This window comes from Sphingomonas sp. BL-S-29 (genome assembly GCF_055521495.1).
Genome location: NZ_CM145482.1, coordinates 2,624,275 through 2,637,943 on the forward strand (window position 1 = coordinate 2,624,275; position 13,669 = coordinate 2,637,943).

15 protein-coding genes are annotated in these 13,669 nt (G+C 67.0%); 13 read left to right on the forward strand and 2 right to left on the reverse strand.

Translation table 11 applies throughout. From position 1 onward, the window contains the following. Positions 1-92 precede the first annotated feature (92 nt). Entirely contained in the window at positions 93-887 is a 795-nt protein-coding gene (locus ACZ1I2_RS12415) for a 2-keto-4-pentenoate hydratase (protein ID WP_465181456.1), read from the forward strand. A gap of 22 nt (positions 888-909) precedes the next feature. Beyond that, positions 910-2,217 (forward strand): MFS transporter, encoded by a 1,308-nt coding sequence (locus ACZ1I2_RS12420; RefSeq protein ID WP_465177025.1) that lies wholly within the window; start codon positions 910-912, stop codon positions 2,215-2,217. A 3-nt stretch (positions 2,218-2,220) separates the two neighbouring features. Here ACZ1I2_RS12420 and ACZ1I2_RS12425 read toward each other — a convergent pair whose 3' ends face one another. Continuing rightward, complete coding sequence (locus ACZ1I2_RS12425; protein WP_465177024.1) at positions 2,221-3,351, reverse strand: nucleotidyltransferase domain-containing protein; 1,131 nt, start codon at positions 3,349-3,351, stop codon at positions 2,221-2,223. Between the two features lie 262 nt (positions 3,352-3,613). Here ACZ1I2_RS12425 and ACZ1I2_RS12430 point away from each other — a divergent pair, with 262 nt between their 5' ends. The 9 genes from ACZ1I2_RS12430 (at position 3,614) to ACZ1I2_RS12470 (ending at position 11,925) form a co-directional block, all read left to right on the forward strand. Continuing rightward, the gene (locus ACZ1I2_RS12430; protein WP_465173949.1) at positions 3,614-3,907 is read left to right on the forward strand and encodes a TrbC/VirB2 family protein; all 294 of its coding nucleotides are present in this window, start codon (positions 3,614-3,616) and stop codon (positions 3,905-3,907) included. A 3-nt stretch (positions 3,908-3,910) separates the two neighbouring features. Continuing rightward, positions 3,911-4,195, forward strand: coding sequence for a VirB3 family type IV secretion system protein (locus tag ACZ1I2_RS12435; RefSeq protein WP_272627477.1), 285 nt, complete (start codon positions 3,911-3,913; stop codon positions 4,193-4,195). Then, a complete protein-coding gene (locus tag ACZ1I2_RS12440; RefSeq protein ID WP_465177023.1) occupies positions 4,174-6,546 on the forward strand; it encodes a VirB4 family type IV secretion/conjugal transfer ATPase in 2,373 nt (790 codons plus the stop codon). The genes ACZ1I2_RS12435 and ACZ1I2_RS12440 overlap by 22 nt, the downstream gene beginning before the upstream one ends. Continuing rightward, the gene (locus tag ACZ1I2_RS12445) at positions 6,546-7,811 is read left to right on the forward strand and encodes a TrbL/VirB6 family protein (protein ID WP_465177022.1); all 1,266 of its coding nucleotides are present in this window, start codon (positions 6,546-6,548) and stop codon (positions 7,809-7,811) included. The genes ACZ1I2_RS12440 and ACZ1I2_RS12445 overlap by 1 nt, the downstream gene beginning before the upstream one ends. Further along, positions 7,808-8,659: a VirB8 family type IV secretion system protein gene (locus tag ACZ1I2_RS12450; RefSeq protein ID WP_465177021.1), complete on the forward strand. Its 852-nt coding sequence runs from the start codon at positions 7,808-7,810 to the stop codon at positions 8,657-8,659. The genes ACZ1I2_RS12445 and ACZ1I2_RS12450 overlap by 4 nt, the downstream gene beginning before the upstream one ends. Beyond that, complete coding sequence (locus ACZ1I2_RS12455; RefSeq protein WP_465177020.1) at positions 8,656-9,351, forward strand: TrbG/VirB9 family P-type conjugative transfer protein; 696 nt, start codon at positions 8,656-8,658, stop codon at positions 9,349-9,351. Before ACZ1I2_RS12450 ends, ACZ1I2_RS12455 begins: the two co-directional genes overlap by 4 nt. Beyond that, entirely contained in the window at positions 9,351-10,469 is a 1,119-nt protein-coding gene (locus tag ACZ1I2_RS12460; RefSeq protein ID WP_465177019.1) for a TrbI/VirB10 family protein, read from the forward strand. The genes ACZ1I2_RS12455 and ACZ1I2_RS12460 overlap by 1 nt, the downstream gene beginning before the upstream one ends. Before the next feature lie 62 nt (positions 10,470-10,531). Then, a complete protein-coding gene (virB11, locus tag ACZ1I2_RS12465; RefSeq protein WP_465177146.1) occupies positions 10,532-11,464 on the forward strand; it encodes a P-type DNA transfer ATPase VirB11 in 933 nt (310 codons plus the stop codon). 50 nt (positions 11,465-11,514) lie between these two features. Continuing rightward, complete coding sequence (locus ACZ1I2_RS12470; RefSeq protein ID WP_465177018.1) at positions 11,515-11,925, forward strand: hypothetical protein; 411 nt, start codon at positions 11,515-11,517, stop codon at positions 11,923-11,925. A 330-nt stretch (positions 11,926-12,255) separates the two neighbouring features. Here ACZ1I2_RS12470 and ACZ1I2_RS12475 read toward each other — a convergent pair whose 3' ends face one another. Continuing rightward, entirely contained in the window at positions 12,256-12,633 is a 378-nt protein-coding gene (locus ACZ1I2_RS12475) for a hypothetical protein (RefSeq protein WP_465177017.1), read from the reverse strand. Between ACZ1I2_RS12475 and ACZ1I2_RS12480 the strand changes: the two genes are divergently transcribed. Together ACZ1I2_RS12480 and ACZ1I2_RS12485 are read left to right on the forward strand one after the other, a co-directional pair. Next, positions 12,632-13,414 carry a DJ-1/PfpI family protein gene (locus ACZ1I2_RS12480; RefSeq protein ID WP_465177016.1) on the forward strand — a complete coding sequence of 261 codons (783 nt, stop codon included), beginning with the start codon at positions 12,632-12,634 and terminating at the stop codon, positions 13,412-13,414. The genes ACZ1I2_RS12475 and ACZ1I2_RS12480 overlap by 2 nt on opposite strands. Before the next feature lie 40 nt (positions 13,415-13,454). Further along, entirely contained in the window at positions 13,455-13,658 is a 204-nt protein-coding gene (locus ACZ1I2_RS12485; protein WP_465173808.1) for a hypothetical protein, read from the forward strand. Positions 13,659-13,669 lie beyond the last annotated feature (11 nt).

The following is a 13,669-nucleotide window of genomic DNA, read 5'->3' on the forward strand; positions in this document are numbered from 1 at the left end:
GAAACAGCCAGAACCGGTCCTTGTCATTGACACCGGTTTACCTTAGGGTCCTATATGAAAGCGTCGGGAGCGCGTGCGGGAGGGTTACCAGGGTGGATTCCACCGATTTCGCCCATGAAGTGGGTCATATTGCTCAATCATTCGTCGAGGCGCGCCGCGCCGGGCGGTCCTTGCCGGACTATCCCGGCACCGTGCCGGTCGCCCTGGCCGATGCCTATGCCGTGCAGGACGCGGCGATCGCGCTGAACGAGGCCGAGATCGGCGGCTGGAAGGTCGGCCGGATCAATCCGCCGATCGACGGCGTCGACCGGCTCGCCGGCCCGATCTTCACCAGCCAGATCGTGGCAGCCACTGACGAGCCCGTGGCGATGCCCGTGTTCGTCGGCGGTTTCGCCGCGGCCGAGGCCGAATTCCTGCTGCGGATCGGTGCCACGCCGCCTGCCGGCAAGACTCGCTTCACGCATGCGGAAGCAGCCGCGCTGATCGATGCGGTACATGTCGGGATCGAGATCGCCAGTTCGCCGCTGGCGGCGATCAACGATCTGGGCGCCGCGGTGACGATCTCCGATTTCGGCAACAATAACGGCCTCGTCATCGGGGCCGCGATCCCGGACTGGCGCAACGCGGATATCGATGGCTGGCCGCTCGCGGTGGCGATCGATGGCGACGTCATCGGCACCGGCAAGGCGGCGGACATGCTCGACGGCCCGGTCGGCGCGGCGCGATTCCTGTTCGAGCTGATGGCGGCGCGAGGCATCGCCCTTAAACCCGGACAATGGATTTCCAGCGGCGCGGTAACCGGCGTACACGCGGTGAAGATCGGCGAGCGGATCGAGGCGCGTTTCGGTGCGGATCTCGCGGTGGAATGCACCATAAAGGCCTCGTGAAGGGGCTGTTCGGGAGAGAGTGATGGCTGAATCGGCGATGCCGGAGATGACTGGGCCGGAGGTCGCCGACGCGGCGGCAAGCCGGATGGGCCGGTATCGCTGGGTGATCTGCGGGCTGCTCTTTGCGGCCACCGCGATCAACTATGTCGACCGGCAGATGATCGGCGTGCTCAAGGCGCCGATCTCGCAGGATCTCGGTTGGAACGAGACCGACTTCGCCACCGTGATCATCTGGTTCCAGGCGGCCTATGCCCTCGGCTATGTCAGCTTCGGCTGGTTCATCGATCGGCTCGGTGCGCGCATCGGTTATTCGGTCGCTTTCATCATCTGGACGCTCGGCCATACCTTGTGCGGCTTTGCCGGCAGCGCGGCGCAATTCTCTGCGGCACGGTTCGTGCTCGGCATCGGCGAATCGGGGAACTTCCCGGCCGGCATCAAGGCGGTGTCCGAATGGTTCCCGGCGAAGGAACGCGCGCTCGCCACCGGCATCTTCAACGCGGGCGCCAATATCGGCGCGATCGTGACGCCGGCGGTCGTGCCATTCATCGTCGTGTCGATGGGGCTCGGCTGGCGCATGGCCTTCATCATCACCGGCGCGGCCAGCCTGGTGTGGCTGGTCGCCTGGATCGCGATCTATCGCCGCCCACGCGAACAACCGCGCGTCTCCGCCGCCGAGCTTGCCTATATCGAAAGCGATCCGGCGGATCCGCCGGAGAAGATCGGCTGGGGCCGCCTGCTCGGCTATCGCGAGACCTGGGCCTATGCGCTGGGCAAGTTCCTGATCGACCCGATCTGGTGGCTCTTCCTGTTCTGGACGCCCGATTTCCTGTCCAAGACCTATCATCTCGACCTGAAAAGCTTCGGGCCGCCGCTGATCGTGATCTATCTGATCTCCGATCTGGGCAGCGTCGCCGGCGGCTGGTCGTCCTCGACGATGATGAAGCGCGGCTTCTCCGCCAATATGGCGCGCAAGCTGACCATGCTCGCCTGCGCCTTTCTGGTGATGCCGATCTTCTTTGCGCAATATGTCGACAATCTGTGGCTCGCGGTCGGTATCGTCGGGCTGGCGACGGCGGCGCACCAGGCATTCTCCGCCAACCTCTACACTATCCCGTCGGACATGTTTCCGCGCGGGGCGGTAGGGTCGGTTGTCGGCATCGGCGGCACGGTCGGCGCGATCGGCGGCATGGGGATGGCCTGGTTCACTGGCTATATCCTGCAGACCACCGGCAGTTACACGCTGATCTTCGCGGTCGCGGGCAGTGTCTATCTGATCGCCGTCGGGGTAGTGCACCTGTTGTCGCCGAGGCTCGCCCGGGTCCAGCCCTGAGGATCAGGCGGGCCGTTTGCGGGGCGACCAAGGGGATCTTTTCCAGATCCACAGCGGCAGCCGCAGCACCGGATAGAGAATGCCGAGCCCCGCCGGCAGTCGCAGCAGTGCCACGTCCTCGGCGGGAATCGCGATTCGCCGGAGATGCGCCCAGGCATCGCGCCAGCGCGACAGGGTCAGCAGCGTCGCGCTTGGCTCCACCACTGAGTTCCACGGTGTGTCGGCCAGCTCGCGCGCACCGCCGCCGGCCGCCATTACGCGCAGGGCAAGCGCGTTCAACAGCCTGAGCCGGATCGACCCGGGCTCGACGAAATTCGGGGGCAGGGGCGTGCCGAACACGGCATTGGCCAGCATGATCGCCGAGGCAGCCGGCCGCGCAGCGCCGCCGGCCTGCGCTGCCGCCCATAGTTCCGTGCCGCCGTCCTGGCTGGTGCCGAGCAACGCGGCGATGTCGGCCAGCCATTTCAGCCGTGCCCAGGCATGGCCCGAACCATGCACGCACAGATAAGCGAACAGCGGAGGGTCGGCGAGCGTGCGCAGCGCGCCGGCACCCGGTATCGTGACCATTTGGTGCTCGCTTGCCGGGGGCATGCCACGATCGCCGGCAGCATCGGAAAGCCGCCAGTGGAGCTCGATCGACACCTTGCGCTCGCGGTGACGATGCGCGCTGTCCTTCGAGATCGCCTGATAGGTTCTGAGCGCACCGGGCGGGAGCGGCCGGGCCGGCGCGGTCATCACATAGCCGGCCTGGTCGAGCACCTCCCAGGCGCGGGCGACGTCGGCGGATGGCACGACCATGTCGATATCGATCGAATCGCGGACGGCGATCGAGCCATAGGCGCGTACCGCCAGCGCAGACCCTTTGAGGAACAGCGGCTCGATCCCAGCCCGTTCGAGCAGGCCCTGAAGCCGCAGGGCCTCGCCCGTATTTCGCAGTGCCGCTGCCATGGTCCGGTACGCGCGTTCGGTGATGCCCGGCGGCACGGCAAGGCCGGCATTGGCCAGGCCTTCGCTGACCAGGCCGGCCACGCGGTGGCGCGCGGCGATGCGCTCGACAAATCCCCAATCCACCCCGGCCGCCGCCATCGCGACGATGCGGTCAGTGCGCTCATCCGAGAACGGTCGAATGACCAAAGCGCATACAAGCGCGAATTCGGGGGATGTATCGAGGCGAATTGTACGTGCTGCCTGATCTTGCGACGGGGTGGGTAGCGTCTAGCATCGCCGCTGAAAAAGGGCGATTGGCAATCTTCCGGGACGGTTTCGCCATCAGAAACCCGTCGCCGAAAGCTGTTGGCAAGTGCCAAGCCAGCGCGCAAAGTCGAAATCGGGCGAATCAGACTGTTACGCGGGGATGTAAGGGTTGAACGGCAAGAAAGTACGCGGCGGTGGCTGGTTGGCCGCTGCCTGGGCGACGATCCAGTCAAGTGCCGCACTGGCGCAGGATTCGCTCGCCGACCCGCAAGGCTCGGGCGCGATCGTCGCTGCCGTGCGCTGGCTTCAGGGCACCTTGCTCGGCACGGTCGCGACGGTCGTCGCGGTGATCGCGGTCGCCTCGGTCGGTTTCCTGATGCTGACCGGACGGATTAACTGGCGTTACGGCGCGACCGTGATCCTGGGCTGTTTCATCCTGTTCGGGGCGGCCAGCATCGTCGCCGGCATCCAGTCCACCGCCAGCGCCGGATACTGAAGCATGAACGGGCTGGAGCGGGACCCGCTGTTCGTCGCGCTCACCCGGCCACAGATGTTCGCCGGCGTCACCTATAGCTATTTCGTGTTCAACGCGGTCATCGCGACCGAGCTGTTCCTGATCTTCCACGCCTTCTGGGTGCTGGGCGTTGCCCTGATCGTGCATCTGGTCGGTGTGGTGTTGTGCGTGCGGGAGCCGCGCATCTTCGACCTGTGGCTCACGCGCCTCGGCCGCTGCCCGCGCGTGCGCAATCACAAGATCTGGCGATGCAACTCCTACCGCCCCTGACATCCGACCCGCGGGCGGTCGCCCGCGAGAAGTCAGCGGGATCCCATCTTCCCTATGCACGGCACGTCGACGATCACACGATCGAGACGCGCGACGGGCTGCTCATGCAGTTCATCCATCTGCGCGGGCTGTTGTTCGAGACGGCGGACACTGACGAGATCAATTACCGCAAGGTGCTGCGCGACGCGATGTTGCAGGCGATCGGGTCGTCGCGCTTCGCGCTCTACCACCACGTCATCCGCCGCCAGGCCGAGGTGGAACTGCCGGCCAAGTTCCCGGACGCGTTCTCCGGCCGGCTCGACGCCGCCTGGCGGGCGCGGCTGGCGGGCAAGCAGCTTTACGTCAACGACCTGTTCCTGACCCTGATCCGCCGGCCGCTACAGGGGCGAGTGGGGGTCGCCGATCGGGTGCGCGGCATGTTCGGGCGGGCAACGACCACGTCGGAGGCGGTGTCGGCCAACGAACTGCGCCAGCTCGACGGTGCACGCGACGCCTTGTTGGCGCAGCTCGGCAGCTACGCGCCGCGCCTGCTCGGGGTGTATGAGACCAAGCAGGGCGTGTGCTCGGAACCGGTCGAATTCCTGTCCGCGCTTTATAATGGCGAGATGCGGCCAGTGCTGATGCCGATGCAGGATGCCGGCAGCTATATTCCCTATCGCCGTATCAGCTTCGGCGAGGAGACGGTCGAACTCGGGCCGGCGGGCAACACGCAGCGCGGATTTGTCGGCATGGTCTCGATCAAGGATTACCCCGCGCAGACCGCGCCGGGCATGCTCGACGAGTTGCTGCGGTTGCCGTTCGAGTTGACCGTATCGCAATCCTTCGGTTTCGTCGATCGCCAGGCGGCGCTGGGCAAGATGAACCTCGCGCTGCGCCGCATGCGCTCGGCCGAGGATGAAGCAGTGAGCCTGCGCGGCGAGCTGTCGAGCGCCAAGGATGACGTCGCGGCCGGGCGTGCGGGTTTTGGCGAGCATCACATGACGGTCGCGGTGCGTGGTGATTCGCCGGCCGCTGTCGATGCGGGCGTGGCCGAGGTTCAGGCGTCGCTGGCCGATCTCGGCATCATCGCGGTGCGCGAGGAGATTGCGCTGGAACCGGCCTTCTGGGCGCAGTTCCCGGGCAACTTCAAATATATCGCGCGGCGCGGGCTGATCTCGACCGGCAATTTTGCCGGGTTCGCCAGCAGCCATAATTTCCCGCTCGGGCGTGCCGAGGGCAATCACTGGGGCGACGCAGTGACGTTGCTCGAGACGACCGCGGCGGGGCCTTATTATTTCAACTTCCACCAGGGCGATCTGGGCAATTTCACCGTGATCGGACCGTCGGGCTCGGGCAAGACGGTGGTGCTCAATTTCCTGCTCGCCCAGGCGCGGAAATTCCATCCGCGCGTGATCTTCTTCGACAAGGATCGCGGGGCCGAACTGTTCATCCGCGCGATCGGCGGGCGCTACGATCTGTTGCGGCCGGGCGAGGCATCGGGCCTCAATCCGCTGCAGATCGAGGATACCCCCCCCAACCGCCAGTTCCTGATCGACTGGGTCCAGCAGCTTGCGGGCGGCGCGGACATCGATGAGGTCGCGAAGATCAAGGATGCGGTCGACGCGAACTTCGCCCAGCCGCGCGAGCATCGCCGGCTGCGCCATTTCGCCGAACTGTTCCGCGGCGGGCACCGCCCGCACGCCGCCGATCTCTGGGCGCGGCTGCGGCCGTGGTGGGGCGAGGGCGAGCGCGCCTGGCTGTTCGACAATGACGAGGATCTGACCGATCTGTCCGCCGAGGCGGTCGGCTTCGACATGACCGCGATCCTCGACGATCCCGCGGTGCGCACGCCGGCGATGATGTATCTGTTCCACCGCGTCGAGGAACGGCTCGACGGGACGGCGGCGATCATCGTCGTCGACGAGGGGTGGAAGGCGCTGGACGACGAGGTGTTCGTCCGCCGCATCAAGGATTGGGAGAAGACGATCCGGAAACGGAACGGCATCGTCGGCTTCGCGACCCAGAGCGCGCAGGACGCGCTGGAGAGCAGGATCGCCAGCGCGATCATCGAGCAGGCCGCGACTCAGATCTTCATGACCAACCCGAAGGCGCGGGCGGCGGATTATGTCGACGGCTTCGGCCTGACGCCGCACGAATATGAGATCGTGCGGACCTTGCCCGACGACGCGCATTGCTTCCTGATCAAGCACGGCACCGACAGCGTGGTGGCACGGCTCAACCTGTCGGGCGAGCGCGATATCCTGACGATCCTGTCGGGCCGCGAGCGCACCGTGCGGCTGCTCGACGAGATCCGCGCCGAGAGCGGCGACGATCCGCAGAGCTGGATCCCGCGTTTGCTGGAGCGTGCCTGATGGCATGCCCGTCGATCTCGCCCGGCGGCCCCTTTCTCAGCGGCGTGCTGAGCTATGTCGATTGCCAGGCCCAGACGATCGGCGAGAATGGCTATCACGCGCTGACCGCGCCGGGATCGACCGTCGCGGTGCTGCTGACCGGGCTGCTGACGATCTTCGTCGCGCTGTTCGGCTATCGCATGATCCTGGGCCAGACGCCCGGCACGCGCGAGGGCGTGATGGCGCTGGTCAAGATCGGCGTGGTGCTGGCGCTGGCGACGAGCTGGCCGGCTTTCCGCACGCTGGCCTATAATGTCGCGATGCATGGCCCGGCCGAGCTGGCGGCGAGCATCGGTGGTTCGGCGGGCCTGCCCGGTTCGGATGGTGGTCTGGTCGGGCGGCTGCAGGGGGTCGACAATGCCCTGGCCGAACTCCAGCGGATCGGCACCGGCAAGCCGGCGGATGCGGAGGAGATTGTCGGGCCGACCCAGCCGCTGACGCCGCAGCAACAGCAGCGGGAGTACTCGCGGCTGCAGCAGCTCCAGCAGAAGCCGCGCTGGGACCCGACGCGCGATGCGACGATGCTCAGCGAGTCGCGGACGCTGTATCTGACGGGGGCGATCGCGTCCTTTGCCTCGGTGCGGGTGGTGGCCGGGCTGTTGCTGGCGCTCGGGCCGTTGTTCGCGTTGTTCCTGCTGTTCGATACGACGCGCGGGCTGTTCGAGGGCTGGGTGCGCGGGATCGCCGGCGCGGCGCTGGGCGCGCTGTCGACATCGATCGTGCTCGGCGTCGAACTGGCGCTGATGGAGCCATGGCTGATCCAGATCCTGGAGCTTCGGCGTCAGAATATCTCCACGCCGTCAGTGCCGACTGAGCTGCTGGCGCTGACCCTGGTGTTCGCGCTGACCCTGCTCGCGGCGCTGATCGCCACGGCGCGGGTGGCGCAGGGGTTCCGGATGCCGGCGGCCGTGCGCAGCGCCGCGTCGCGCTGGGCCGAGGCGATCAAAGAGCGCGCGCCGCAGCCCGCGCTTGCTGGCGCAGGACAGCACGAGATCGCCGATCCGCGGACGCGCGCGCATTCAGTCGCCGATGCCGTCGCCGCCAGCCAGCGGCGGGAGGCGGGCATGTCGCCGCCGCCCTCGGCGCAACTTGCCCATCAGGGGACAACCCAGGCGGTATCGCGTGATATTCCGGTGGCGGCGCCGGTGCCGCTCGGCCAAAGCTATCGGCGCCGCACGCGCGGGCGCGTATCGGCCGGCGCGTCCCGGCGGGACAGGAACGCATGAAGAAGACCTCACGAGACTCGCTCGACGCTTATTACCGGGAGGCGGAAAGCTGGGCGAGCGACCGGCAGGACCTGCTGCGCGCTTCGCGCCGCACTGCCTGGATCGTTGCCGCGTCGGCCTGCACGATCGCGGTGTGCGAGGCGATCGCGCTGATCGTGCTGATGCCGCTCAAGACGGTCGAGCCCTATACCTTGCTGGTCGATCGCCACACCGGCTTCGTCGAGGCGCTGAAGCCGCTCGATGCCAATACGATCGCGCCGGATAGGGCGCTGATTCAGTCTTTCCTCGTGCAATATGTCATCGCGCGCGAAAGCTTCGACATCGCCGCGCTGCAGGCGAATTATCGCAAGACGACCCTGTGGTCGGCCGATCCGGTCAAGGCGCAATATGTGGCGAGCGTTCAGGTGTCGAACCCGGCCAGCCCGCTCGCGCGCTATCCGCGTTCCACCATCGTTTCCACGCGGGTGAAAAGCGTAACGCCGCTGGGTGGCAATTCTCAACTCGTCCGCTTCGATACACAACGCCAGGATGCCGGTGGCCGTGTCCTGCCCGCCCAATCCTGGGTCGCGGTGATCCGGTATCGCTTCTCGGGCGAGCCGATGACGCGTGAGGACCGGTTCGTGAACCCGCTCGGCTTCCAGGTGACCGGCTATCGCCGCGACGCCGAGGACGTGACGCCGGTCGAGCCTGCGGCGCCGGCCACGACGGTGATCGATTCCTCGACCACCACGACCACGACGACCACCGAGGTCCCGGTGCGGAATGGCGTGCCGGCGACGGCGCCGCCCAGTTTCCCGCCGCCGCAGCGGGTGCCGAACCGACCCTCGCGTCCTGAGGTCGAGCTTTGAGAATCGCGACGATCCTGCTCGCGCTGCTCCTGCCGGTGGCGGCGACGGCGCAGGTGCGTCCGACGGCCGGGCCGGGCGACCCGCGCATCCAGACCGTGCCCTATGATACCAACCAGGTCGTGCAGCTCCAGGTGGCGACCGGCTATCAGCTCACCGTCGAGTTCGCGCTGGACGAGCGGATCGAGAATGTCGCGGTCGGCGACAGCGGCGCGTGGCAGGTCACGTCGAACAAGCGCGGCGATCACCTGTTCATCAAGGCAGTGCAGCCGGGCGTCACCACCAACCTGACCGTGCTGACCGACGCGCGCAGCTATATGTTCGATCTCGCGCCGCTCTACGGCCCGCTGCCCGACATGGCCTATACGGTGCGCTTCACCTATCCGCCGACCGCGGTGGCGACCGTCGCCGATGCGGCGCCGGTCGTGGAACCGGGCCGCTACAAGCTCGGCGGGACGCGCGCGATCCGCCCGTCGCAGATCGATGACGATGGCGAGAAGACCTATATCGTCTGGCCGGCCGACAAGCCGCTACCGGCGGTCTTCGCGATCGATGAGAAGGGGCGGGAGATGCTGGTCGACGGGCATATGCGCGACGGCGAATATGTGATCGACAGCGTCAAGCCGAAGCTGCTGTTTCGGCTCGACAAGGATCTCGCAAGCGCCGTGCGCGTGAAGCCGAAGGCGAAGCGCTGATGGCGAGTTCGCTCCCGGCCAATGGCGGCGATCCGCGGATCGGCCCCGATGGTGAAGCCAGCGTCCGGCCGGTCGTCGCCCTGCCGTCGGCGGGCATGCCCTGGTGGGTGTTCGCGATCGGGCTGGGTGTCTTCGCGATTCTCCTGTTCAGCTTCCTCGACATGCGTCGCCGCGCGCTGACCGCGCCCCCGACCAAGCCGGGCTTCGCAGAAAGTCTCGGCGGGGCGGCGCCCCAGCCCGCGCCGCTGTTCATCCCGCCCGAGCCGGCACCGCCGCCGGTAGCGGTGGAAACTCCGGCACCTCCGCTGCCGCCCCCGCCACCGCAGCGGATCCAGCAGCCGCAGATCGTCTATGTGCCGCAGCCCATGCCGCAACCGCCCATGGCGGCCCCGCCGCCGGCCCCGTCGCGCGCGACCGGCGATCCGGCGCTGATCATCGATACGACGACGGGCGAGGCGGTCGCATCGCCCGTTGCCGCCGATGGCGCGGCGGGCGCCACCGCGACCGGCGACAGTGGCGGCGCGGCGCTTGCCACGCGTGCCCGGGCGACGGTGATGCGCCACCGCCCGACCACGGTGCCGCAGGGCACGCTGATCCCCGCCGTGCTGGAGACGGCGCTCGATTCGACCCGGCCCGGCCTGGCGCGCGCGCTGGTCCAGCGCGACGTGCGCGGCTTCGACGGCAGCAAGGTGCTGATCCAGCGCGGCAGCCGGCTGATCGGTGAATATCGCGCCGATCTCCAGCCCGGCCAGAATCGCGCGACGGTGATGTGGACCCGGCTCGTTCGTCCGGACGGGGTGACCATCGCGCTTGGTTCGCCCGCGGCCGATCCGCTTGGCCGGGTCGGCATCAAGGGCAAGGTCAACAGCCATTTCTTCGAGCGATTCGGCTCCGCGATCCTGCAGTCGACGCTCGATGTCGGCGTCAATCTCGCCTCGCGCATCGGCAATTCCAATTCGCCGGTGATCGTCGCGTTGCCGAGCACTTTGCAGAATGCGACGGGCGGGCTGACCCAGACTCAGCAGATCCAGCCGACCCTCAAGGTGAAGCAGGGCACCGCGATCAGCGTGTTCGTCGCGCGCGACCTGGATTTCACCGGCGTCGAGACCAAGCGGTGAGCGCGCCGGCGCGGGACGACCGCCCGGTCTATCTGCGCAGCTATCTGTCGCCGCTGGCGGGCATGCTCGAGCGCGCCGATGTGACCGACATCTATGTCAACCGGCCGGGCGAGATATGGGTCGAAACGACCGGCGGCACGATCGAACGGCACGAGGCGGCCGGGCTCGACGAGGCGACGCTGTCGCGGCTCGCGCGCCAGATCGCGGCCTTATCGCACCAGGGCATCAGCCGAGAGCATCCGCTGCTCTCGGCGACCCTACCCGATGGTGCGCGCGTCCAGGTGGTCGGGCCGCCGGCGACGCGCGGGCCGCTCGCGCTCGCGATCCGCAAGCATGTCTCGCCCGATCTGTCGCTCGGCGATTATGTGTCGAGCGGCGCTTTTGCCGAGACGCGGCATGGCGAGGAAGACACGTCGGACATCGACCGGGTGCTGACGATGATGCTCGACGCCGGTGATATCGCGGGCATGCTCGCGACAGCGGTGCGGGCGCGCAAGAATATCCTGGTGTCGGGCGGCACCTCGACCGGCAAGACGACTTTCCTCAACGCGCTGATCCGCGAGATCCCGGCGGACGAACGGCTGATCCTGATCGAGGACACGCCCGAGCTCCATCTCCGCCACGACAATGCCGTCGGCCTTCTCGCCGCGCGCAGCGCGCTGGGTGAGGCGCGGGTGAGCGCCGACGATTTGCTCGGCGCATCCCTGCGCATGCGGCCCGACCGGATCATCCTGGGCGAGCTGCGTGGCGAGGAAGCCTATGCCTTTCTGCGCGCGGTCAATACCGGCCATCCGGGATCGATGACCACGGTCCACGCCGACAGCGCGGAGCGCGCGGTCGAGCAGATCGCGCTGCTGGTGTTGCAGACCGGTACCCGGCTCAATCGCGACGACGTGCTCCACTATGTCCGCAGCACGGTCGATGTGTTCGTCCAGCTCGCCCGCGCGGGCGGGCGGCGGCATGTCGCCGAGGTGGTGCTGCGGCGGCGGGTTTAAGGATTTTCCGTTCATGTTGTGGTCGGGTTGCGCCGGTCTATAAGGCAGGGATGACCCGTTTGATTTCGCTGCGCTATCGCGCGCTCCCGATCGCACTTGCCCTTGGTGCGGGAGCCTCCTGCCTGTCGACGGCGTGCTTCGCGCAGTCCGCGCCGGCTCCCGAGTCGGCGCCTGCACCGACAATGGCGCAGCCGGTGCGTCCTTCGACCGGTGACACGATTCGCCTGACGGACGAGCAGCGGGACGCAATACTGAACAACAATACGGTCGAAAGTGCCGCCGCCGCACGTGGCGAACTGAGGGACTCGGAAATCGCCAGGCCGGGTATCCATGGCGAGGTCGGCGTCATGATCGGATCGCAGGGCGCGCGCGGCGTCTATGGCACCGCGGACATTCCGCTGGGCGAAAACGCAGGGGCCACCGTGTCGTTCGAAAGCAGCAGCTTCGGGCATCGGCGATAGGCGGCATCGCGAGACCGGCGCTCGATGGTCAAATTCCCTGTTATTGCCGATTAACAGGGAATTTCTTTTTCTTTGGCCTTTTTCGGCGATTCTGCGGCACTATTTCCTTATATATCTGTGCCTTGCAACGAATTCCCTGTTATCGAAGAACAGGGAATTTGAATCAAGGAACAGGGAATGTCACAACCCGAGCAGGGAAAATTCCTGCGGAACAGCGAAATTCGATATCGATCACCAATGAGAAAAAGCCTGGACGGAAGCGTTCGCCCGACGGGACCCTGCGCCTTTTTTCGCGCCGTTTGAATCGATCTCGGGCGCGCGGGGCCGGGATCAGGCTTCGGCGCGGCTCCGGCGAGGGCGCAGCGGGTTGCGCGGCCGCAGGATATGCGCGCAGGCGGCATGGCCGTTCGCCTTGTCGGACTCGTCGCCGGGGATCCGGCCCGTATCGGGGATCGCCATCCAGGTGATGCCCTGCGCGGTGCAGACCTCGACGAAATGCGCCGCGGGGCCGGTCGCCTGAACCGGGGAGGCGGACAATGTCAGGAGCGCAGGCCCGACCAGCAGGAGACCCGTCCGCTCGCCGGAAGGGCGGCGGCGCACATGGCTCGCCTCCTCGTCGCAATGAGTCTCTTCCCCGGCCGGCACGCAAGGCCCTTTCCCGAAACGGCGGCGATCCGCGGTCGCCGCGCCGCTGACCGGCGTCACCATGAAGCGCTTTGCGCCGTTCTACGACCGCAAAAAGCCTCGATATGGCGTCAACGTCGCACCGGCCGGGCCGGCAAGGCGCTATGCTTTGCCGGTCAGGGTGGAGGATGCGGTGATGGACGCCAAGGGCAGCAAGCCGATCATCGGCATACCGGTATATGATTCAGTCGACATGCTCGACGTCTGCGGGCCGTATGACATGTTCGTCTGGGCCGGGTTCCAGGTCGAGCTGGTCGCGGCGGAAAGCCGCATGCATTGTTTCCGCGAAGGCTTTCGCTTCGAGGTGGTCAAGAGCTTTGCCGAGGCGAGCCCCGACTATGCGGCCTTGTGGGTGCCCGGTGGCGACCCGACCGCGCTGAACGCGCAGATGAAGAACGAAACCTATCTCTGTTTCCTGCGCGACAAAGCGGCCGTCACGCCCTTGGTCGCGTCGGTGTGCGAAGGTGCGATGCTGCTCGCTGCGGCGGGGCTGCTCGACGGCTATGAGGCGACGACTCACTGGGCCTTTATTCCGTGCCTCAAGCGCTTCAAGCATGTGAAAGTGGTCGAGGGCCATCCGCGTTACCATCTCGACCGCGACCGGCTGACCGGCGGCGGCATCTCCTCCGGGCTGGACGAAGCATTGCGGCTGATAGAGTTGCTGATGGGGACCGCCGCCGCAGAGCAGGTCCAGCTCACGACTCAATATTTCCCGTGCCCGCCGGTGGGCGGAGTAATTCCTGACACCAGGGATTGTCCGCTCGATGAGGCCGGCGACCAGGTGCCGCTGTGCATTCCCTGCTGACGGGCTTGCGATCGGCCGGCGCGCGCCGCATCAAGCGCTGATGCGAACCACCTCCGACAGCGTTTCCGTGCGCCTGTATCATCTGTCCGACGGCCATGACGGGGGAGGGGCGTCGACCCTGTTCTACGGGCCGCTCGGCGAGGCGATGGCGATCGCCGCGGCTCAGCCGGAGGAAGTGCAGGAGGGGCTTTTCCTGGCGACCGACAATGACGTGGTGGCGTATCTGGATCTGATCGAGGGGTAGGTCGTCCTCGG

What these genes read in the sequence shown, in the direction of transcription:
- ACZ1I2_RS12445 (WP_465177022.1), top strand. Translation starts at nt 6,546, where the DNA reads ATGGCATGCCCGTCGATCTCGCCCGGCGGCCCCTTTCTCAGCGGCGTG.
- ACZ1I2_RS12480 (WP_465177016.1), top strand. Translation starts at nt 12,632, where the DNA reads ATGAAGCGCTTTGCGCCGTTCTACGACCGCAAAAAGCCTCGATATGGC.
- ACZ1I2_RS12470 (WP_465177018.1), top strand. Translation starts at nt 11,515, where the DNA reads ATGACCCGTTTGATTTCGCTGCGCTATCGCGCGCTCCCGATCGCACTT.
- ACZ1I2_RS12460 (WP_465177019.1), top strand. Translation starts at nt 9,351, where the DNA reads ATGGCGAGTTCGCTCCCGGCCAATGGCGGCGATCCGCGGATCGGCCCC.
- ACZ1I2_RS12435 (WP_272627477.1), top strand. Translation starts at nt 3,911, where the DNA reads ATGAACGGGCTGGAGCGGGACCCGCTGTTCGTCGCGCTCACCCGGCCA.
- ACZ1I2_RS12440 (WP_465177023.1), top strand. Translation starts at nt 4,174, where the DNA reads ATGCAACTCCTACCGCCCCTGACATCCGACCCGCGGGCGGTCGCCCGC.
- ACZ1I2_RS12485 (WP_465173808.1), top strand. Translation starts at nt 13,455, where the DNA reads ATGCGAACCACCTCCGACAGCGTTTCCGTGCGCCTGTATCATCTGTCC.
- virB11 (WP_465177146.1), top strand. Translation starts at nt 10,532, where the DNA reads ATGCTCGAGCGCGCCGATGTGACCGACATCTATGTCAACCGGCCGGGC.
- ACZ1I2_RS12475 (WP_465177017.1), bottom strand. Translation starts at nt 12,633, where the DNA reads ATGGTGACGCCGGTCAGCGGCGCGGCGACCGCGGATCGCCGCCGTTTC.
- ACZ1I2_RS12420 (WP_465177025.1), top strand. Translation starts at nt 910, where the DNA reads ATGGCTGAATCGGCGATGCCGGAGATGACTGGGCCGGAGGTCGCCGAC.
- ACZ1I2_RS12450 (WP_465177021.1), top strand. Translation starts at nt 7,808, where the DNA reads ATGAAGAAGACCTCACGAGACTCGCTCGACGCTTATTACCGGGAGGCG.